This window comes from Streptomyces sp. Ag109_O5-10 (assembly GCF_900105755.1).
Lineage (GTDB): Bacteria > Actinomycetota > Actinomycetes > Streptomycetales > Streptomycetaceae > Streptomyces.
Genome location: NZ_FNTQ01000001.1, coordinates 3519233 through 3536576 on the forward strand (window position 1 = coordinate 3519233; position 17344 = coordinate 3536576).

19 protein-coding genes are annotated in these 17344 nt (G+C 72.1%); 12 read left to right on the forward strand and 7 right to left on the reverse strand.

The features are described 5' to 3' along the window. Positions 1-27: 27 nt before the first annotated feature. Positions 28-792 (forward strand): SDR family NAD(P)-dependent oxidoreductase, encoded by a 765-nt coding sequence (locus tag BLW82_RS16015; RefSeq protein ID WP_177232964.1) that lies wholly within the window; start codon positions 28-30, stop codon positions 790-792. Here the strand turns inward: BLW82_RS16015 and BLW82_RS16020 are convergent. Next, positions 779-1411 (reverse strand): TetR/AcrR family transcriptional regulator, encoded by a 633-nt coding sequence (locus tag BLW82_RS16020; RefSeq protein ID WP_093499449.1) that lies wholly within the window; start codon positions 1409-1411, stop codon positions 779-781. The two genes, BLW82_RS16015 and BLW82_RS16020, sit on opposite strands and share 14 nt — an antisense overlap. 199 nt (positions 1412-1610) lie before the next feature. Next, positions 1611-2291 (reverse strand): PH domain-containing protein, encoded by a 681-nt coding sequence (locus BLW82_RS16025; RefSeq protein ID WP_093499450.1) that lies wholly within the window; start codon positions 2289-2291, stop codon positions 1611-1613. Between the two features lie 191 nt (positions 2292-2482). Between BLW82_RS16025 and deoC the strand changes: the two genes are divergently transcribed. Genes deoC through BLW82_RS16040 form a run of 3 tightly spaced genes read left to right on the forward strand, consistent with a single transcriptional unit; the run spans position 2483 to position 5773 of the window. Further along, positions 2483-3436 (forward strand): deoxyribose-phosphate aldolase, encoded by a 954-nt coding sequence (gene deoC / locus BLW82_RS16030; RefSeq protein WP_093508073.1) that lies wholly within the window; start codon positions 2483-2485, stop codon positions 3434-3436. Positions 3437-3456: 20 nt separating this feature from the next. Beyond that, positions 3457-4893: an aldehyde dehydrogenase family protein gene (locus BLW82_RS16035; protein ID WP_093499451.1), complete on the forward strand. Its 1437-nt coding sequence runs from the start codon at positions 3457-3459 to the stop codon at positions 4891-4893. Continuing rightward, positions 4886-5773 carry an aldehyde dehydrogenase family protein gene (locus BLW82_RS16040; protein ID WP_093499452.1) on the forward strand — a complete coding sequence of 296 codons (888 nt, stop codon included), beginning with the start codon at positions 4886-4888 and terminating at the stop codon, positions 5771-5773. Before BLW82_RS16035 ends, BLW82_RS16040 begins: the two co-directional genes overlap by 8 nt. A 105-nt stretch (positions 5774-5878) precedes the next feature. Here the strand turns inward: BLW82_RS16040 and BLW82_RS16045 are convergent, their stop codons facing one another. Beyond that, the gene (locus BLW82_RS16045; protein WP_093499453.1) at positions 5879-6274 is read right to left on the reverse strand and encodes a hypothetical protein; all 396 of its coding nucleotides are present in this window, start codon (positions 6272-6274) and stop codon (positions 5879-5881) included. 127 nt (positions 6275-6401) lie between these two features. On the opposite strand from BLW82_RS16045, the gene BLW82_RS16050 reads away from it, so the two are divergent. Beyond that, complete coding sequence (locus tag BLW82_RS16050) at positions 6402-7043, forward strand: uridine kinase family protein (RefSeq protein WP_256215823.1); 642 nt, start codon at positions 6402-6404, stop codon at positions 7041-7043. A 234-nt stretch (positions 7044-7277) separates the two neighbouring features. Here BLW82_RS16050 and BLW82_RS16055 read toward each other — a convergent pair whose 3' ends face one another. Then, the gene (locus BLW82_RS16055; protein WP_093499455.1) at positions 7278-8015 is read right to left on the reverse strand and encodes a SigE family RNA polymerase sigma factor; all 738 of its coding nucleotides are present in this window, start codon (positions 8013-8015) and stop codon (positions 7278-7280) included. A 253-nt stretch (positions 8016-8268) separates the two neighbouring features. Here BLW82_RS16055 and afsQ1 point away from each other — a divergent pair, with 253 nt between their 5' ends. The 5 genes from afsQ1 to BLW82_RS16080 all read left to right on the forward strand — a co-directional run bounded on the left by afsQ1 (position 8269) and on the right by BLW82_RS16080 (position 12250). After that, positions 8269-8946, forward strand: a complete 678-nt coding sequence (gene afsQ1 / locus BLW82_RS16060) for a two-component system response regulator AfsQ1 (protein WP_177232965.1) — start codon at positions 8269-8271, stop codon at positions 8944-8946. 50 nt (positions 8947-8996) lie between these two features. Next, positions 8997-10526, forward strand: a complete 1530-nt coding sequence (locus BLW82_RS16065) for a sensor histidine kinase (RefSeq protein ID WP_177232966.1) — start codon at positions 8997-8999, stop codon at positions 10524-10526. Next, complete coding sequence (locus BLW82_RS16070) at positions 10526-11128, forward strand: hypothetical protein (RefSeq protein WP_093499457.1); 603 nt, start codon at positions 10526-10528, stop codon at positions 11126-11128. The genes BLW82_RS16065 and BLW82_RS16070 overlap by 1 nt, the downstream gene beginning before the upstream one ends. A gap of 274 nt (positions 11129-11402) precedes the next feature. Then, on the forward strand, positions 11403-11954 hold the full coding sequence (locus BLW82_RS16075) for a VanZ family protein (RefSeq protein ID WP_093508074.1): 552 nt from the start codon (positions 11403-11405) through the stop codon (positions 11952-11954). 95 nt (positions 11955-12049) lie between these two features. Beyond that, positions 12050-12250 (forward strand): PspC domain-containing protein, encoded by a 201-nt coding sequence (locus tag BLW82_RS16080; RefSeq protein ID WP_093499458.1) that lies wholly within the window; start codon positions 12050-12052, stop codon positions 12248-12250. An 80-nt stretch (positions 12251-12330) separates the two neighbouring features. On the opposite strand, the gene BLW82_RS16085 is transcribed toward BLW82_RS16080, so the two are convergent. Together BLW82_RS16085 and BLW82_RS16090 are read right to left on the reverse strand one after the other, a co-directional pair. Next, positions 12331-12681, reverse strand: coding sequence for an ATP-binding protein (locus BLW82_RS16085; protein ID WP_093499459.1), 351 nt, complete (start codon positions 12679-12681; stop codon positions 12331-12333). A 190-nt stretch (positions 12682-12871) separates the two neighbouring features. Next, entirely contained in the window at positions 12872-13990 is a 1119-nt protein-coding gene (locus BLW82_RS16090; RefSeq protein WP_093499460.1) for an adenosine deaminase, read from the reverse strand. A gap of 123 nt (positions 13991-14113) precedes the next feature. Here BLW82_RS16090 and BLW82_RS16095 point away from each other — a divergent pair, with 123 nt between their 5' ends. Continuing rightward, complete coding sequence (locus tag BLW82_RS16095; protein ID WP_093499461.1) at positions 14114-14878, forward strand: alpha/beta hydrolase; 765 nt, start codon at positions 14114-14116, stop codon at positions 14876-14878. Between the two features lie 77 nt (positions 14879-14955). Here BLW82_RS16095 and BLW82_RS16100 read toward each other — a convergent pair whose 3' ends face one another. Beyond that, entirely contained in the window at positions 14956-15909 is a 954-nt protein-coding gene (locus tag BLW82_RS16100) for a LysR family transcriptional regulator (RefSeq protein ID WP_093499462.1), read from the reverse strand. Positions 15910-15971: 62 nt separating this feature from the next. On the opposite strand from BLW82_RS16100, the gene BLW82_RS16105 reads away from it, so the two are divergent. Continuing rightward, complete coding sequence (locus BLW82_RS16105; RefSeq protein ID WP_093499463.1) at positions 15972-17240, forward strand: MFS transporter; 1269 nt, start codon at positions 15972-15974, stop codon at positions 17238-17240. Positions 17241-17344 lie beyond the last annotated feature (104 nt).

Below are 17344 nucleotides of genomic sequence, written 5' to 3' on the forward strand. Positions count from 1 at the left end.
AAGGACCACGTGACACGGAGGTTGATCATGACCATGCGGCTGACCGGCAAGACCGCGCTGGTGACCGGCGCGACCAGCAACATCGGGCGGGCGATCGCCGAGGCGTTCGCCGCGGAGGGGGCGCATGTCGTCGTCTCGGGGCGGAGCGCGGGGCGCGGGGCGGAGGTGGTCGAGGGAATCCGGGCCCGGGGCGGTCGGGCCGACTTCGTGCGGGCCGACCTGGACGGCAGCGCCGCCGCGTCGCGGGCGCTCGCCGAGGAGGCGACACGGGTGCTCGGCGGTCGCCTCGACGTGCTCGTCAACAACGCCGGCATCTATCCCGGCGACGTGACCCCCGCCACCGACGAGAAGACCTTCGACGAGGTCTACGCGGTCAACGTCAAGGCCCCGTTCTTCCTGACGGCCGCCGTCGCGCCCGCCATGGCGGAGGCCGGGGGCGGGGCGATCGTCAACCTGGGGTCCTGGATCGCACGGCTGGGCGTGCCCGTGGGCGCGCTGTACAGCTCCACCAAGGGCGCGATGGAGACGCTGACCCGGGCGTGGGCGGCGGAGTTCGGGCCGCGGGGGGTGCGGGTGAACGCGATCTCGCCGGGCGTGGTGCTGGCGGCGGACGCCGAGCACGCCGGGGTCGCCGAGGCGATGATGACGGGGACGCCGGCGGGCCGGATGGGCACGCCGGAGGAGATCGCGGGTGCGGCGGTGTACCTGGCGGCCGACGAGTCGTCGTTCGTGCACGGGGTCGTGCTCGACGTGGACGGCGGCCGTACGACCGCGGCGGTCATCGCGGCGTAGCCGCCGGGGCGGGGTCGAGTTCGCGCCGCAGGTCCGCGATCCCCTGGTCGAGGGCGGCCCGCAGGTGGGCGGAGCGCCCCGTCGACAGCAGGATGGACACACCGCCCTGGATCGCGGCGAGCAGGGCGGCGGCCCGGGCGTCGACGTCCACGTCCGCACCGGCCCCGGGGCCGGTGGTGGCCCGTACCGCGCGGATGCCCGCCGCGAGGCTCTCCTGCCACTGCCGCAACAGCTCGACCACGATCGCCCGCGCGCCCGGCGTCGACCGCCCGACCTGGAGGAACAGCGACCCGAGCGGACAGGTGTCGCCCTGCGCCTCGTAGCGGGCGATCACCACGTCCCGCCACCGCTGCCAGTCCTCCCAGGATTCGAGGCGGCCGAGATACGGCTGCTGGTCCTCCAGCACCTGCTCCGCCTCGAACCGCGCGACGGCGAGCAGCAGTTCGTCCTTGCCGTCCGGGAAGTAGTGGAAGAGCTGGCTCTTGCTGGTGCCGGTCCGGGCCATGACGTCGTCCAGCGTCACCGTGCCGACGCCCCGTTCCCGCAGCACCTCGGCGGCCCCCTCGACGATGCGGCGCCGGGTGGCCTTCCCCTTGGCCGTCAGCTCCTTGTGAAGCATCGCACCCGCCTCCGCACAGTGGACCGTGCAGTCCATTTTAGCTCTGCGGGCGCGGTGCCGCGGGGCCGGGTCAACGACAGGTCGCGCGGGCGTGGGCCCCTAGACCCTCGGCACCGACACCCCCGCAGGGCGCGGGGAACGTCGCGAACAGCCCCCACCGGGCCGCACCCGGCCGACTACCCGCACCCCCACCACGGCCCTACCCCACCACCAGCAGGATCACCAGTAGTACCGCCCCCGCCACCGCCGGCGCAGCCACCTCGTACGCCCACCGCACCGTGACCTCGCCCTGCGCCGACTCCGCCGGACCCCTGCTCTCCAGCATCTCCCGCAGGTCGTCCATGGCCTTGTCGGCCTCCGCGCGCATCGGCCCGTCGGCCTGCTCGGCCGCGGCCTGCCCCCCGAATCCCCCGAAGCCGCCGAACCCCCCGAGCCCGCGCCCGGCGCCCCCGGCCCCCGGCCCGGTCCGCCCGCGCCGCGCGTCCGCCTGCGACTTCGCCTGCTGCCGTGCCGCCTTCTTGCGGCCCCGCAGGGACACCGGGATCGCCCACAGCTGGTACTTCGCGCCGGACTTGACGACCACCTCGTTCGAGAACCCGGACCGCAGCGAGGCGATCTCCCCCCACGGCAGGGTGATCACCCGGAACGGGTTCCGCACCCGGAGCCGGTCCTCGCCCGCGAACACCGCGGGACGCAGGGTGAACGCGACGACCAGCGGCACGATGAGGATGAGCGCGGCGAGGGCCAGCCAGGGGGTGTGGCCGTGCCCCCGGATCAGCGCGTCGATACCGAGCCAGAGGACGATGACGAGGAGCAGTACGCCACCGATCAGCGCCTGGGGCGAGCGGTAGATGCGGTCCTTGACGAGAGGCGTGGTCATAGCGCCGATTCTGCACCAGACGTGCGCATCGGCGCCGTGGGGGCATCATGGCCGTACGCGAATGCGGGTCACAGGTGGCCGCTCGCGCGGTTCCCCCGGCCCTTCGGGGCGCCGGCGCGGGCGCCGCCAAGAAGAACCGTTCCCTCGGGGTGTACAGCCGCTACGCGCGTAGATATGCTCGGCTGGTGACCATGCCCACCACCGCACCCCACGCACTTGCTGACGTCACCGCGTCCGACAGCACGCTGCGCCGTTTCCTCCACGGGCTGCCCGGCGTCGACGCGGTCGGCCTGGAGGCGCGTGCCGCCTCCCTCGGCACCCGTTCCATCAAGACCACCGCGAAGGCGTACGCCATCGACCTCGCCATCTCGATGGTCGACCTGACGACGCTGGAAGGCGCGGACACCCCGGGCAAGGTCCGGGCGCTCGGCGCCAAGGCGGTCCACCCGGACCCGACGGACCGTACGACACCCGCCACGGCCGCCGTCTGCGTCTACCCCGACATGGTGGCCACCGCGAAGGAGGCCGTCGCCGGCTCGTCCGTCAAGGTCGCCTCCGTCGCCACCGCCTTCCCGGCCGGCCGCGCCGCGCTCGAGGTCAAGCTCGCCGACGTGCGGGACGCCGTGAGCGCGGGCGCCGACGAGATCGACATGGTCATCGACCGGGGCGCGTTCCTCGCGGGGAACTACCGCAAGGTGTACGACGAGATCGTCGCCGTGAAGGACGCCTGCGGAACGTCCGCCCGCCTGAAGGTCATCTTCGAGACCGGCGAGCTGTCGACGTACGACAACATCCGCCGGGCCTCCTGGCTGGGCATGCTCGCGGGCGCCGACTTCATCAAGACGTCCACCGGCAAGGTCGCCGTCAACGCCACCCCGGCGAACACCCTCCTCATGCTGGAGGCCGTGCGCGACTTCCGGGCGCAGACCGGCGTCCAGGTGGGGGTCAAGCCCGCCGGCGGCATCCGGACCAGCAAGGACGCGATCAAGTTCCTCGTCCTCGTCAACGAGACCGCCGGTGCGGACTGGCTGGACAACCACTGGTTCCGCTTCGGCGCCTCCTCGCTCCTGAACGACCTGCTGATGCAGCGTCAGAAGCTGGCCACCGGCCGCTACTCCGGCCCCGACTACGTGACGGTGGACTGATCACCATGGCCAAGGAAAAGATGACCACCGCATTCGAGTACGCACCGGCGCCCGAGTCCCGCTCCGTCGTCGACATCGCGCCCTCCTACGGCCTCTTCATCGACGGCGAGTTCACGGACGCGGCCGACGGCAAGGTCTTCAAGACGGTCAGCCCGTCGACCGAGGAGGTCCTCTCCGAGGTCGCCCGCGCCGGTGCCGAGGACGTGGACCGGGCCGTCAGGGCCGCCCGCAAGGCCTTCGAGAAGTGGTCCGCGCTGCCGGGTTCCGAGCGCGCCAAGTACCTCTTCCGCATCGCCCGCGTCATCCAGGAGCGCAGCCGCGAGCTGGCCGTCCTGGAGACGCTGGACAACGGCAAGCCGATCAAGGAGACGCGCGACGCCGACCTGCCCCTGGTCGCCGCGCACTTCTTCTACTACGCGGGCTGGGCCGACAAGCTCGACCACGCGGGCTACGGCGCGAACCCGCAGCCGCTCGGCGTGGCCGGCCAGGTCATCCCCTGGAACTTCCCGCTCCTGATGCTGGCCTGGAAGATCGCCCCGGCGCTCGCCACCGGCAACACGGTGGTCCTCAAGCCCGCCGAGACGACTCCCCTCTCCGCCCTCTTCTTCGCGGACATCTGCCGCCAGGCGGGCCTGCCCAAGGGCGTCGTCAACATCCTGCCGGGCTACGGCGACGCGGGCGCCGCGCTCGTCGCGCACCCCGACGTCAACAAGGTCGCCTTCACCGGCTCCACCGCCGTCGGCAAGGAGATCGCCCGGACCGTCGCGGGCACCCGCAAGAAGCTCACCCTCGAACTGGGCGGCAAGGGCGCGAACATCGTCTTCGACGACGCCCCGATCGACCAGGCCGTCGAGGGCATCGTCACCGGCATCTTCTTCAACCAGGGGCAGGTCTGCTGCGCGGGCTCCCGTCTCCTCGTCCAGGAGTCGATCCACGACGAGCTGCTGGACTCCCTCAAGCGCCGCCTGTCCACGCTCCGCCTCGGTGACCCGCTGGACAAGAACACCGACATCGGCGCGATCAACTCCGCGGAGCAGCTGGCCCGCATCACCGCCCTCGCCGACCAGGGCGCGGCGGAGGGCGCCGAGCGCTGGTCCCCTGCCTGCGAACTCCCGTCCGCCGGTTACTGGTTCGCCCCGACGCTCTTCACGAACGTCACCCAGGCCCACACCATCGCCCGCGACGAGATCTTCGGCCCCGTCCTGTCGGTCCTGACCTTCCGGACGCCCGACGAGGCGGTCGCCAAGGCCAACAACACCCAGTACGGCCTCTCCGCCGGCATCTGGACCGAGAAGGGGTCGCGGATCCTGGCGGTCGCGAACAAGCTGCGCGCCGGCGTCGTCTGGTCCAACACGTTCAACAAGTTCGACCCCACCTCGCCGTTCGGCGGGTACAAGGAGTCGGGCTTCGGCCGCGAGGGCGGCCGCCACGGCCTGGAGGCATACCTCGATGTCTGATCGCCTGTCTGTCTTCAAGACCTACAAGCTGTACGTCGGCGGGAAGTTCCCGCGTTCCGAGAGCGGCCGGGTGTACGAGGTGACCGACTCCAAGGGCAACTGGCTGGCCAACGCACCGCAGTCGAGCCGCAAGGACGCCCGGGACGCGGTGGTCGCCGCCCGCAAGGCGTTCGGCGGCTGGGCGGGCGCCACCGCCTACAACCGGGGCCAGGTCCTCTACCGCGTCGCGGAGATGCTGGAGGGCCGCCGCGACCAGTTCGTCCGCGAGGTCGCCGACGCGGAGGGCCTCGGCAAGTCCAAGGCGGCCGCGGTCGTGGACGCGACGATCGACCGCTGGGTCTGGTACGCGGGCTGGACCGACAAGATCGCCCAGGTGACCGGCGGCGGCAACCCCGTCGCGGGCCCGTTCTTCAACCTCTCCTCCCCCGAGCCCACGGGCGTCGTCGCCGTCCTGGCCCCGCAGGAGTCGTCGTTCCTGGGCCTGGTGTCGGTGGTCGCGCCGGTCATCGCGACCGGTAACACGGCGGTCGTCGTCGCCAGTGAGAAGGCGCCGCTCCCGGCCCTCTCCCTGGCCGAGGTCCTGGCCACCTCCGACGTGCCGGGCGGCGTCGTCAACGTCCTCTCCGGCCGTACGGCGGAGATCGCCGCTCCGCTGGCCGCGCACCAGGACGTCAACGCGATCGACCTCGCGGGGGCCGACGAGGTGCTGGCCAAGGAACTGGAGATCGCGGCGGCCGACAACCTCAAGCGCGTCCTGCGTCCACAGCCTGTGGACGACTGGACGGCGACGCCCGGGACCGACCGCATGACGGCGTTCCTGGAGACGAAGACGGTGTGGCACCCGACGGGGGCACTGGGGGCGTCGGGCTCCTCCTACTGAGGCCCGCTCAGGCGCCCCGTCAGGGGCGCCGGGGGTCCCCCGGCCGAAGGGTGGGAGAGGAACTGCGCGACCAGTCACGGCCGGGCCCGCAGTTCCCCACCAGGCTCAGCCCCCCAGAACCCGCCCCACCACCGGGATCGCCCCGATCGACGGCGCCTGCGCCACCGGCCCCGTCACCATCTTCGACGTCAGCGGCTTGAAGTCGGCGAGTTGGGTCCCCACCCCGTTGTCCAGCGGGTCGACACCCGTGCCCGCGAGGGGGTTCGGCTTCAGGGCCGCCACCGTCCCCGTCACGTACGGCAGCATCGTGCCCAGCGCCCGCACGCCCGCCTGCGGGTCGATGTGGCCGAGCGAGCTGGGGCTGGTCCGGACCACGTCCACCGCGGGCTGGGTGTCCGCGGCCGCCGTCGCGGCGCCCGCGCCGAGCGCCACACCTGCCGTGGCAAGGGCGGTGAGAGCGCGCCGGGCGGTCGGGGTCGGGGAGGACGCGTGTCGGGACATCAGGGGTGCCACCTTCTGGTACGCAGGGTAATCATGTCGGTACACAGGGTAGTTGAGGTGTGACTCACGCTCCAAAGCCGACCCGCGGGGTCGGCAGGAGGCCCCCCATACGTCAAACTGGTGTTCCGTGAGCATTCATCCCCCGTCCCCCGCCCGCGTCGTGCTGCTGTGCGGCCCCTCCGGCTCGGGCAAGTCACTGGTCGCCGCCCGTTCCGGGCTTCCCGTCCTGCGCCTCGACGACTTCTACAAGGAGGGCGACGACCCGACTCTGCCGCTGGTGGCGGGGAGTTCGGACATCGACTGGGACCACCCGGAGTCCTGGGACGCGGAGGTCGCGGTCGAGGCGATCGGCCGGCTGTGTGCCACAGGGGCCGCGCCCGTACCGGTATATGACATAGCACTGAGCGCCCGCACCGGCGCCGAGACCCTGGACATCGGCCGCACCCCGCTGTTCATCGCCGAGGGCATCTTCGCCGCCGAGATCGTGGAGCGCTGCCGCGAACTGGGCCTGCTGGCCGACGCGCTCTGCCTGAGCCGGGGCCCGGTGAAGACGTTCCGCCGCCGGTTCCTGCGCGATCTCAAGGAGGGCCGCAAGTCGGTCCCGTTCCTGCTGCGCCGCGGCTGGCGGCTGATGCGGGCGGAGCGCACGATCGTGGCCCGCCAGGTGGCGCTGGGCGCGTACCCGTGCGACCGGGACGAGGCGCTGGGCCGGATGGCGGCGGCAGCGGTGGGCCGGCAGAGCCGTGACCGGACACAGGCACCGGCGTAACAACCGTGGAGAGGGCAGAAGAAAGCGGGACTGGATGGACCCCCCGGCCCTCCAGTCCCGCTTCCCCCGTCGCTCCGCCGAACACCCCCGTGTCCCCCGTGGCGGAGCTCCCCCGTGCTTCCCCCCGGGTCCCCCCGGACCCGTCTTTCCCCCGTGTTCCCCGGTGGTCCCCCCGGACCCTCCCCCGGGTCCCCCGGTTCTCCCCCGTCAGGATCCCCCCGGATCCCCAGACCTTCAGGCGACGAGCTCCCCGAAGGCGTCCTCCTCGTCACGGCCGAAGCTGAGGACCTCGTCCTCGCGCAGCCGGCGGAGCGACCGCCAGATGCTGGACTTCACCGTGCCGACACTGATGTCGAGGATCTCCGCGATCTCCGGGTCCGTGCGGCCCTCGTAGTAGCGCAGGACCAGCATGGTGCGCTGGAGTTCGGGGAGCCGGGACAGCGCCTGCCACAGGACCGCGCGCAGCTCGGTGCCGCTCATCGCGTCCGTGTCGCCGGGCGTCTCCGGCAGTTCCTCGGTCGGGTACTCGTTGAGCTTGCGGCGCCGCCAGGCGCTGATGTGCAGGTTGGTCATGGTGCGGCGCAGGTACCCGCCCACGGCCGCCTTGTCGCTGATCCGGTCCCAGGCCCGGTACGTCGAGAACAGCGCGCTCTGCAGCAGGTCCTCGGCCTCGTAGCGGTCGCCGGTCAGGTGGTAGGCGGTCGCGTACAGGGAGGCGCGGCGCTCCTGGACGTAGGCGGTGAACTCCGCCTCGGTCAGCGAGCGGCGCTCCCCCGTGTCCTCCCCGTAGGCGGATCCCCCGTGTGCTTCCCCCGTGAAGCTGTCAACCACCGTCATGTAACCGGTGTGCTGACGCCCGGTGCCGCGAGCGCACCCCCGCCCGCTCACGGCACCGGACTTCTCGGAACCCCGGTTCACGTCGTGCAGACGCGTGATCACTGCGCTGGTGCTGTGACCGATCAGCGTGTTCATCTCGCGCCCCCCGTCGTGGACTTCCGGTAGTTCGGCTTGCTCGGGCCGCTCGCCGCGTTCACTCGCCTGCCCGTGCCGAAAAGACTGCCGGGCCACCTTCACGGCCGTATCCGCCGACTGTCACAGACCTGTCACAGGGGTCCGGCACAGAACGTCCACAGAGAGTGCACAGTCGGTGGCGGTACGGAGGTTCGCGGGGAGCTGCGCGCCGCACAGGTCGTACGACGGGGCCCGCATGGGCCAGAATGAGCCCGTGCCTTCCCTGTTGCTGATCGAGGACGACGACGCCATCCGTACGGCCCTGGAGCTCTCTCTGACGCGCCAGGGGCACCGGGTGGCCACCGCTGCGACCGGTGAGGACGGTCTGAAGCTGTTGCGTGAGCAGCGGCCCGATCTGATCGTCCTCGATGTCATGCTGCCCGGCATCGACGGTTTCGAGGTGTGCCGGCGGATCCGGCGCACGGACCAGTTGCCGATCATTCTGCTGACCGCCCGCAGCGACGACATCGACGTGGTGGTCGGACTGGAGTCCGGTGCCGACGACTACGTCGTCAAGCCGGTCCAGGGGCGGGTGCTCGACGCCCGCATCCGGGCCGTGCTTCGGCGCGGGGAGCGGGAGTCCACCGACTCGGCGACCTTCGGCAACGTCGTCATCGACCGCAGCGCGATGACCGTGACGAAGAACGGCGAGGACCTCCAGCTGACGCCGACCGAGCTGCGGCTGCTGCTCGAACTGAGCCGGCGGCCGGGGCAGGCGCTGTCCCGGCAGCAGCTGCTGCGGCTGGTCTGGGAGCACGACTACCTCGGTGACTCCCGGCTGGTGGACGCGTGCGTGCAGCGGCTGCGCGCCAAGGTGGAGGACGTGCCCTCGTCCCCGACCCTGATCCGTACCGTGCGCGGTGTCGGCTACCGCCTGGACGCCCCTCAGTGACGGACGTGCAGGGGGGCCTCCGCGGCTGGGCCGCGGATCGCAGGGGAGCCATGTCCCGGCTGCGCTTCACCAGTCTGCGGCTGCGGCTCGTCGTCGTGTTCGGGCTCGTCGCGCTGACCGCCGCCGTGTCCGCGTCCGGCATCGCGTACTGGCTCAACCGCGAGGCCGTGCTCACCCGCACCCAGGACGCGGTGCTGCGCGACTTCCAGCAGGAGATGCAGAACCGCGCCGGGGCGCTGCCCGTGCACCCGACGCAGGACGAACTGCAGCGCACGGCCGGGCAGATGGCCAACAGCAGCCAGCGGTTCAGCGTGCTGCTGGTCGGCGAGGACAGCAACGGCAAGACGGTGTACGGCAGTTCCGACGGGCTCAGCGCGTTCGCGCTGGACGACGTGCCGGCCTCGCTGCGCAAGGCCGTCGGCAAGCAGCAGAAGGTGACCGACGCCAACAAGTCGGCGTACCACCTGTACTGGCAGCGGGTCGTCGACCACGGCACGCCGTATCTCGTCGCGGGCACGCGGCTGATCGGCGGCGGGCCGACCGGCTACATGATGAAGTCCCTGGAGCCGGAGGCGAAGGACCTCAACTCGCTGGCCTGGTCGCTGGGGATCGCCACGGGGCTCGCCCTTATCGGTTCGGCGCTGCTGGCGCAGGCCGCCGCCACGACCGTGCTGAAGCCGGTGCACCGGCTCGGGGTCGCCGCCCGGCGGCTCGGCGAGGGCAAGCTGGACACCCGGCTGCGGGTCTCCGGGACGGACGAACTCGCGGACCTGTCCAGGACGTTCAACGACGCGGCCGAGGCACTGGAGAAGCGGGTCGACGACATGGCCGCACGGGACGACGCCTCGCGCCGGTTCGTCGCGGACATGAGCCACGAACTGCGCACCCCGCTCACCGCGATCACCGCCGTGACGGAGATCCTGGAGGAGGAGCTGGAGGCGGAGTCCGGGTCGATGGACCCGATGATCGAACCCGCCGTCCGGCTGGTCGTCAGCGAGACGCGCCGCCTCAACGACCTCGTCGAGAACCTGATGGAGGTCACCCGCTTCGACGCCGGTACGGCCCGTCTCGTCCTCGACGACGTCGACATCGCCGACCAGATCACCGCCTGCATCGACGCCCGCGCCTGGCTGGACGCGGTGGATCTGGACGCCGAGCGCGGCATCCACGCCCGCCTCGACCCGCGCCGCCTCGACGTCATCCTCGCCAACCTGATCGGCAACGCGCTCAAGCACGGCGGTTCGCCGGTGCGGGTGTCGGTGCGGATAGACGGAGACGAACTGGTCGTCGCCGTACGGGACCACGGTCCGGGCATCCCGGAGGACGTCCTGCCGCACGTCTTCGACCGGTTCTACAAGGCCAGCGCCTCCCGGCCGCGCTCCGAGGGCAGCGGTCTGGGCCTGTCCATCGCGACGGAGAACGCCCGCATCCACGGCGGCTCGATCACCGCCGCGAACTCCCCCGAGGGCGGCGCGGTGTTCACCCTCCGGCTGCCCCGGGACGCCTCACGGCTGACGGAGGAGAACACGGACACCGGGAAGGCCGGGGAAGCCGGGGGCACCGGGGAGAAGGGCGCCTGATGCACGTACGAAGACTCCTGGCCGTCGCCGGGCTGGCGCTGGCGCTCTCCGGGTGCGGGATCCGGGCCACCGAGGTGCCGACCGACTTCGGCGGGGCGCCCTCGCGGGTGCCGTGCTCGATGACGCAGCCGGACGTGTCCGCGCAGGACGAGCGCGGGGTGCCGGTGCAGGTGTTCCTGCTGTGCGGTTCGTCGCTGGTGACCGTCGACCGCCAGGTGCGGGTGCCGGACGGGTCGGCGGACGCCAAGCGGCGGGTCATCGTCGCCCAGGGGCTGCTCGACCAGCTCGCCGAGACGCCGTCGGCCGCCGAGAAGGAGGCCGGCTACACGACGTACGTGCGGGGCGGGATGAGCGTGTGGGGGCCGCGGACCGGGGACCCCGACGACACGCTGCGGCTGAGCTCGTCGCCGCCGCAGCTGACGTCGTACGCGCTCGCCCAGATCGTGTGCACGCTGTCCGACTCGGCGGCCGCGGAGGGCGACGGGTCGGTGATCCTGGGCGGTCCGGGGAAGGAACCGCTACGGCGGTACGCGTGCACGGACGCCGTGCGGAACGCGCCGAGCGAGAACCGCCCGCCGTCCACCGAGGTCGCCTCCAACTGACGGGCCGCGCCCCGTAAGGGGCGCTGGGGGCGCCCTTGGCCGAAGGCCGGGAGGAACGGCGCGACCGGCCACGACGGCGCCGCGGTCGGCCGACGGCGTGGTGGGGCACTCGCGTGGGAGCGCGCCCGGCGGGGTTCCGCCTGAGGCCGTACGGCGGGTGCGGGTTGCGGACGGTTGCTCGCGCAGTTCCCCGCGCCCCTGACGGGCGCCGTGTGTCCGAGGCCTCACCGCTGTATCCGGAACCGATCGCGTGCGCGGGCGCGTCTACGGGGGCGTGCAGCGTCAAGGCTCCATCGGCGGCAGCGCCGCGATCCGCGTCCGTGTGGCAGGGGGTGTCCTCCTCGCCGCACACCTCGCGTTCGTCGCCTGGCTGATGCTGCGGCCGCTGGACGTGCCCTGGGTGATGCCCGCCAACCTGCACCCCCTCGCCGGAATACGCGCCGACCTGGCCCTCGGCGGCCGCGAGGCGGCGCACCGGATCGGTGAGGGGCTCGCGCTGCTCGCGCCGCTGGGTGTGCTGCTGCCGATGACGCACGGCAGGCTCCGGGTCTCGATCCTCGCCTCCCTGACCCGTTCGGCCGCCGCGGGCGCGCTGATCTCGACGGGGATAGCCCTGCTGCAGACCGGGGTGCCCGGCCGGGTGGTGGACGTCGACTCGATCCTGCTCAACACGGCGGGCGTGGTGATCGCGCATCTGGCGGTGGTGCCGGCGGCCCGCGCCCGGCTCCGTCGGCGGGGTGAGCGGCAGCGGCCCGCCGCCCTCCCGCAGGAGGAAGCGGCTCAGGGTCGTACCCCGACGATTCCCAGGGTCGGGATCGCCCCGTAGAGCGACGCTTCGACCCGGTTCGTCTCCGTAGCGTAGAGGGCAGACGGGGGGCCGGAAGGGCCGCCTCGCACCGGACGCTCACGAAGGAGCCGCAGATGTCCAGCCTCGCCCGCCCCACCCATGGCCGCATGATCGGCGGAGTGTGCGCCGCGCTGGCCCGGCGCTTCGGCACCTCCGCGACCACGATGCGGGTGATCTTCCTGCTGTCCTGCCTGCTGCCGGGACCGCAGTTCCTGCTCTACATAGCGCTGTGGATCCTCCTCCCGTCGGAGGAGAAGGCCTCCGCCGCCTGGTGACCAGGGCTCGACAACGCCGTTGGGGCGCTCCGGACGACTCCGGGGCGCCCCAACGGCGTTGCCGATCGGCTGGGGAGAGGTCAGCCGAGCGGAATTCCGTTCACCGGCAGGCCGTGCGTGGGCAGGCCCTTGACCGGCAGTCCGCCGAGGAGGCCCGCGACGGGCTTGGTCGGGCCGCCGGCGACGACCTGCTCGACGGCGGGCTGGACGGCGGTCAGTCCGGCAGCGAGGGCGCTCTGCCCCTGCGCCACGGCCTCGCCGGCACCCGGCAGCGCCTTGGAGACGTTCTCGGCCGGCAGCGTCTTGGTGACGGTGTCCAGGGCCTGGGAGTCCGGGACGGCCGGGGCCGCGTTGGCCGCGCCCGCGCCGACAGCGGCGAAGGCGGCACCGAGGGCGGCGACACCGAGGGTCTTGGCAGCAGACTGCTTCATCGTCAATGCGTCCTTGGAATACGGAGACGGGGATCAATAACACGCTGAGCGGTCCCCGACCGTAAACATGCCGGATGGTCCGCCGCAAACACCGAAATGCGGACGGCCGGTGAAGACCTGTCCGCATTCCGTGCCCCGCCAGGAGGCTCGATCGGCCCTCCGGATCAACAGAACCACTGGTGGAGGCGGTCTACTGGAACAGCCATTCGGATTTCAGCTCTGCATACCCGGGCTTCACAACGTCATTGATCATGGCGAGTCGTTCATCGAAAGGAATGAACGCTGATTTCATCGCATTGACGGAGAACCACTGCATGTCGTCGAGCGTGTAACCGAACGCCTCGACGAGATGCTCGAATTCCTGGCTCATGCTGGTCCCGGACATCAGCCGGTTGTCGGTGTTCACGGTGGCCCGGAAATGCAGCCGACGCAGCAGCCCGATCGGGTGCCCGGTGTAGGAGTCGGCGGCGCCGGTCTGGAGGTTGGAGCTGGGGCACAGCTCCAACGGGATGCGCTTGTCGCGGACGTACGACGCGAGGCGGCCGAGCTTGACCGTACCGTCCTCGTGGACCTGGATGTCGTCGATGATCCGCACCCCGTGCCCGAGCCGGTCGGCGCCGCACCACTGCAGCGCCTGCCAGATGGACGGCAGCCCGAAGGCCTCCCCGGCGTGGATGGTGAAGTGGTTGTTCTCCCGCTTCAGGTACTCGAAGGCGTCCAGGTGCCGGGTGGGCGGGTACCCCGCCTCGGCGCCGGCGATGTCGAAGCCGACGACACCCAGGTCCCGGTAGCGGTTGGCGAGTTCGGCGATCTCCAGGGAGCGGGCCGCGTGCCGCATGGCGGTGAGCAGGGCTCCCACCCGGATCCGCCTGCCGTCCTCCCGGGCGAGGGCCTCGCCCTGCCGGAAGCCCTCGTTGACGGCCTCGACGACGTCTTCGAGGGTGAGCCCCCGCTCCAGGTGCTGTTCGGGGGCGTACCGCACCTCGGCGTAGACGACGCCGTCCTCGGCGAGGTCCTCGGCGCACTCGCGGGCGACCCGGATCAGGGCGTCCCTGGTCTGCATGACGCCGACGGTGTGCGAGAACGTCTCCAGGTACCGCTCCAGCGAACCGGAGTCGGCGGCCTCGCGGAACCAGATGCCGAGCTTGTCCGCGTCGGCCTCGGGGAGGCCGGAGTACCCGGTCTCCCGGGCGAGGTCGGCGACGGTGCCCGGACGCAGGCCGCCGTCGAGGTGGTCGTGCAGCAGAACCTTCGGCGCCCGGCGGATCTGGTCCGGCGTCGGGGTGTTCGGGGTGCTCTGGCTCGTCATTTCCGCACTGTAACTCCTACGCGCGTAGATCGCTCGGTACTCGGAGATTTCCCTTTCCGTCGATACGCAATGGTGACCGCACGGACGGGTCGCGTACACCGCCTCTTCTGACACTGTTCTGTCATGGCACAGCAAGCGACGCCGGTCCGAACGGCCAGCCTGAGCAGGGCAGTCGGCCAGGAGCCGACGACGGTGAGCGGCGCGGTCCTGCTCCTCCCCGGCGGGGAGGAGGTGTCCGCGCGACGGCCGTCCCTCGTATGGGCGACGGCCTTCGTCCGCGCGCTCGGGCGCCGGCTCGCCCGGGACGGCCGGGACGAGGGGCTGGCCGCACATGTCGTCCGCTACCGCTACCGCGGGTGGAACGGCGGCGAGGCGAACCTCGCCGGGGACGCCGGCTGGGCGGCCGACGAGGTGGTACGGCGGTACGGCGACGTTCCGGTGTGCCTGCTCGGCGTGGGGATGGGCGGCCGGGCCGCGCTGCACGCGGGCGGGCACGAGGCCGTCAACTCCGTGGTGTCCGTCGCTCCCTGGCTGCCCGGGGACGACGGGGCGGCGCCCGAGGAGCCGGTTCGGCAGCTGGTGGGGCGGCGGGTGCTGATCGTGCACGGCACGAACGACGAACGGGCCGACCCGGAGCTGTCGTTCCGGCTGGCGGCGCGGGCGAAGAAGGCGAACCGGGAGGTGTGCCGGTTCGAGGTGCACTCGGACGGCCACGGGTTGCATCAGCACCGGGACGAAGTCCTCGCGCTCGCTTCGGACTTCGTGATGGGGGCGTTGTACGGGCGGCCGGTGTCGCGGCCGGTGGAGGACGCGCTGGCTGCGCCGCCGCCGATCGGGTTGCGGATGCCGCTGGCCGCGGGCTTCGGGCGGTCGCTCCGTAAGGGCTGAGGCCCGGTTTCCGGCTGCGGGTGCGTTGTGGCCGGTCGCGCGGTTCCTCCCCCGGCGCCCCCGAAGGGGTGCCGCACCTAGGTGGGGAGCAGGTTGCCCCTTCGCGACAGCAGGAAGCGCCTGAAAGCCGCCACCGGCGGCGTGTCCGGACGGCCCTCCAGCCACGCCACGCCGATCTCTCGTACCGCTCTCGGGGCGGTCACCGTCAGTTCCACTACTCCCGGGCGGGGGAAGGCGGGTGGCGGGAGCAGGGCGACGCCCAGGCCGGCCGCGACCAGGCCCCTCAGCGTCTCCGCCTCCTCTCCCTCGAAGGCGACCCTCGGCTTGAAGCCCGCCTCCCTGCACACGTCGTCGGTGATGCGGCGCAGGCCGTAGCCCGGTTCCAGGGTCACGAAGGTCTCGTCGGCGGCCTCGGCGAGGCGGACGCGCTTGCGGTTGGCCAGCGGGTGGTCGACGGGCACCACCAGGCGCAGCCTCTGTTCGTCGAGGCGGCGGGCGGCCAGGTCCGGGGCGTCCGGCACCGGAGAGGTGAGGCAGAGGTCCAGCTCGCCCGCCCGGAGCTTCTCGATCATCGCCTCGCCGTAGGTCTGGACGAGGCTGAAACGGATCCGGGGATGGTCGACGCGGAAGGCCTGGAGGAGGCCGGGCACGGTCTCCGCGCCCATGGTGTGCAGGAATCCGAAGGCGACCTTGCCCGCGGTGGGGTCCGCGTCGGCGCGTACCTCCTCGGCGGCGCGCCGGACCTCGCCGAGGGCACGCTCGACCGAGGTGAGGAAGGTGCGGCCGGCCGGGGTGAGGGAGACGGTGCGGCCGTGCCGGGTGAAGAGGTCCACGCCCAGGTCCTGTTCCAGGCGGGCCATCGCCCGGGAGAGGGTGGACTGGGGGACGTTCAGCTCCTGGGCGGCTCTGGTGACATGCTCCGTGCGGGCCACGCCGGCGAAGTACGCGAGGCGTGGGGCCAGCAACATCGTCATGTCTTCTGTGTCACTGTCCGGTGACAGGCGCCTCGCCGACCTCTGCTGATGCTCCATGGGAACGATTATGGCGATTCCATGCATTGGACGGATCAACGGCGGGTCCGTACGTTCGAAGCATGTCTCCCGCCAGTACCGGGGCGTCCACCACCGTGGACGCCGTCCCGTCGGTCCCCGCCCCCGACTCCCGTCTGACCCCGGGCGGTCCCGGCTACCGCCGGATGAGCTTCGCGCTCTTCCTCGCCGGTGTCGCGACCTTCGCCCTCCTCTACTCCACGCAGGCCCTGCTCCCGCTGATCTCGGACGGCTACGGCGTCTCCGCGAGCGACGCGAGCTGGACGGTGGCGGCGGCGACCGGCGGTCTGGCGCTGTTCGTCATCCCGATGAGCGCCCTCTCGGAGCGGTTCGGACGCCGTACGGTCATGACGGCCTCGCTGGCGGTCGCGGTGACCGTCGGACTGCTCGTGCCCTTCGCGCCGTCCCTCGGCGTGCTGATCGTGCTGCGCGGCGTCCAGGGCGCGGCGCTGGCCGGTCTGCCGGCGTCGGCGCAGGCCTATCTGGCCGAGGAGGTCCGGCCGAGGGCGCTGGTCACGGCGATAGGCCTGTTCGTCGCGGGCAACAGCGTGGGCGGGATGAGCGGCCGGGTCATCACCGGCTGGGTCGCGCAGGAGTGGGGCTGGCGGGTGGCCGTGGGCACGATCGGCGTGATCGCGGTCGGCTGCGCCGTGGCCTTCCGGCTGCTCCTCCCCGCGCCGCGGCACTTCAAGGCGGGCTCACTGCACCCGCGCCGGCTGCTCGGCACGGTCCGCGACCACCTGGCCGACCCGCTGCTGCGCCGCCTGTACGCGATCGGCGCGCTCTTCATGACCGTCTTCGGCGGCGTCTACACGGTGATCGGCTACCGACTGACCCAGGAGCCCTTCTCGCTCCCCCAGGGCATCGTCGGCTCGATCTTCCTGGTGTACCTGGTCGGCACGGTGTCCGCGTCGACCGCGGGCCGCCTGGTCGGCCGCCTGGGCCGCCGCGGCGCCCTCTACCTGGCCGGCGGCACCACGGCCGGCGGTCTCCTCCTCTCCCTGGCCGACTCGCTCCCCCTGGTCCTGCTGGGCCTGGTCCTGATCACCGCGGGCTTCTTCGCGGGCCACGCGGTCGCCTCCTCCGCCGTCAGCAAGACGGCCACCCACGGCAGGGCCCAGGCCTCCGCCCTCTACCAGTCCGCGTACTACATCGGCTCCAGCGCGGGCAGCACGATCGGCGCGCTGGCCTTCCACGCGAGCGGCTGGGCAGGGACGGTCACCGTGGGCCTGCTCGCGATCCTGGGCGTCGTGACCATCACGGTCCTCGGCTCGGTGGCGGCCCGCCGCCAGGTCCTGGCCAACCCTCACTGAAGCGCGCGACCAGCCGCGGCGGCGCCGCGCCCGCCACCGCACCGCGCCCCCGCCCCCTCGCGCGCACCCCATCCCACCTGCACGTTTCCCCACTCCTGGGGTCA

What these genes read in the sequence shown, in the direction of transcription:
- BLW82_RS16015 (WP_177232964.1), top strand. Translation starts at nt 28, where the DNA reads ATGACCATGCGGCTGACCGGCAAGACCGCGCTGGTGACCGGCGCGACC.
- BLW82_RS16020 (WP_093499449.1), bottom strand. Translation starts at nt 1,411, where the DNA reads ATGCTTCACAAGGAGCTGACGGCCAAGGGGAAGGCCACCCGGCGCCGC.
- BLW82_RS16025 (WP_093499450.1), bottom strand. Translation starts at nt 2,291, where the DNA reads ATGACCACGCCTCTCGTCAAGGACCGCATCTACCGCTCGCCCCAGGCG.
- deoC (WP_093508073.1), top strand. Translation starts at nt 2,483, where the DNA reads ATGCCCACCACCGCACCCCACGCACTTGCTGACGTCACCGCGTCCGAC.
- BLW82_RS16035 (WP_093499451.1), top strand. Translation starts at nt 3,457, where the DNA reads ATGACCACCGCATTCGAGTACGCACCGGCGCCCGAGTCCCGCTCCGTC.
- BLW82_RS16040 (WP_093499452.1), top strand. Translation starts at nt 4,886, where the DNA reads ATGTCTGATCGCCTGTCTGTCTTCAAGACCTACAAGCTGTACGTCGGC.
- BLW82_RS16045 (WP_093499453.1), bottom strand. Translation starts at nt 6,274, where the DNA reads ATGTCCCGACACGCGTCCTCCCCGACCCCGACCGCCCGGCGCGCTCTC.
- BLW82_RS16055 (WP_093499455.1), bottom strand. Translation starts at nt 8,015, where the DNA reads ATGAACACGCTGATCGGTCACAGCACCAGCGCAGTGATCACGCGTCTG.
- BLW82_RS16065 (WP_177232966.1), top strand. Translation starts at nt 8,997, where the DNA reads ATGTCCCGGCTGCGCTTCACCAGTCTGCGGCTGCGGCTCGTCGTCGTG.
- BLW82_RS16070 (WP_093499457.1), top strand. Translation starts at nt 10,526, where the DNA reads ATGCACGTACGAAGACTCCTGGCCGTCGCCGGGCTGGCGCTGGCGCTC.
- BLW82_RS16080 (WP_093499458.1), top strand. Translation starts at nt 12,050, where the DNA reads ATGTCCAGCCTCGCCCGCCCCACCCATGGCCGCATGATCGGCGGAGTG.
- BLW82_RS16085 (WP_093499459.1), bottom strand. Translation starts at nt 12,681, where the DNA reads ATGAAGCAGTCTGCTGCCAAGACCCTCGGTGTCGCCGCCCTCGGTGCC.
- BLW82_RS16090 (WP_093499460.1), bottom strand. Translation starts at nt 13,990, where the DNA reads ATGACGAGCCAGAGCACCCCGAACACCCCGACGCCGGACCAGATCCGC.
- BLW82_RS16095 (WP_093499461.1), top strand. Translation starts at nt 14,114, where the DNA reads ATGGCACAGCAAGCGACGCCGGTCCGAACGGCCAGCCTGAGCAGGGCA.
- BLW82_RS16100 (WP_093499462.1), bottom strand. Translation starts at nt 15,909, where the DNA reads ATGGAGCATCAGCAGAGGTCGGCGAGGCGCCTGTCACCGGACAGTGAC.
- BLW82_RS16105 (WP_093499463.1), top strand. Translation starts at nt 15,972, where the DNA reads ATGTCTCCCGCCAGTACCGGGGCGTCCACCACCGTGGACGCCGTCCCG.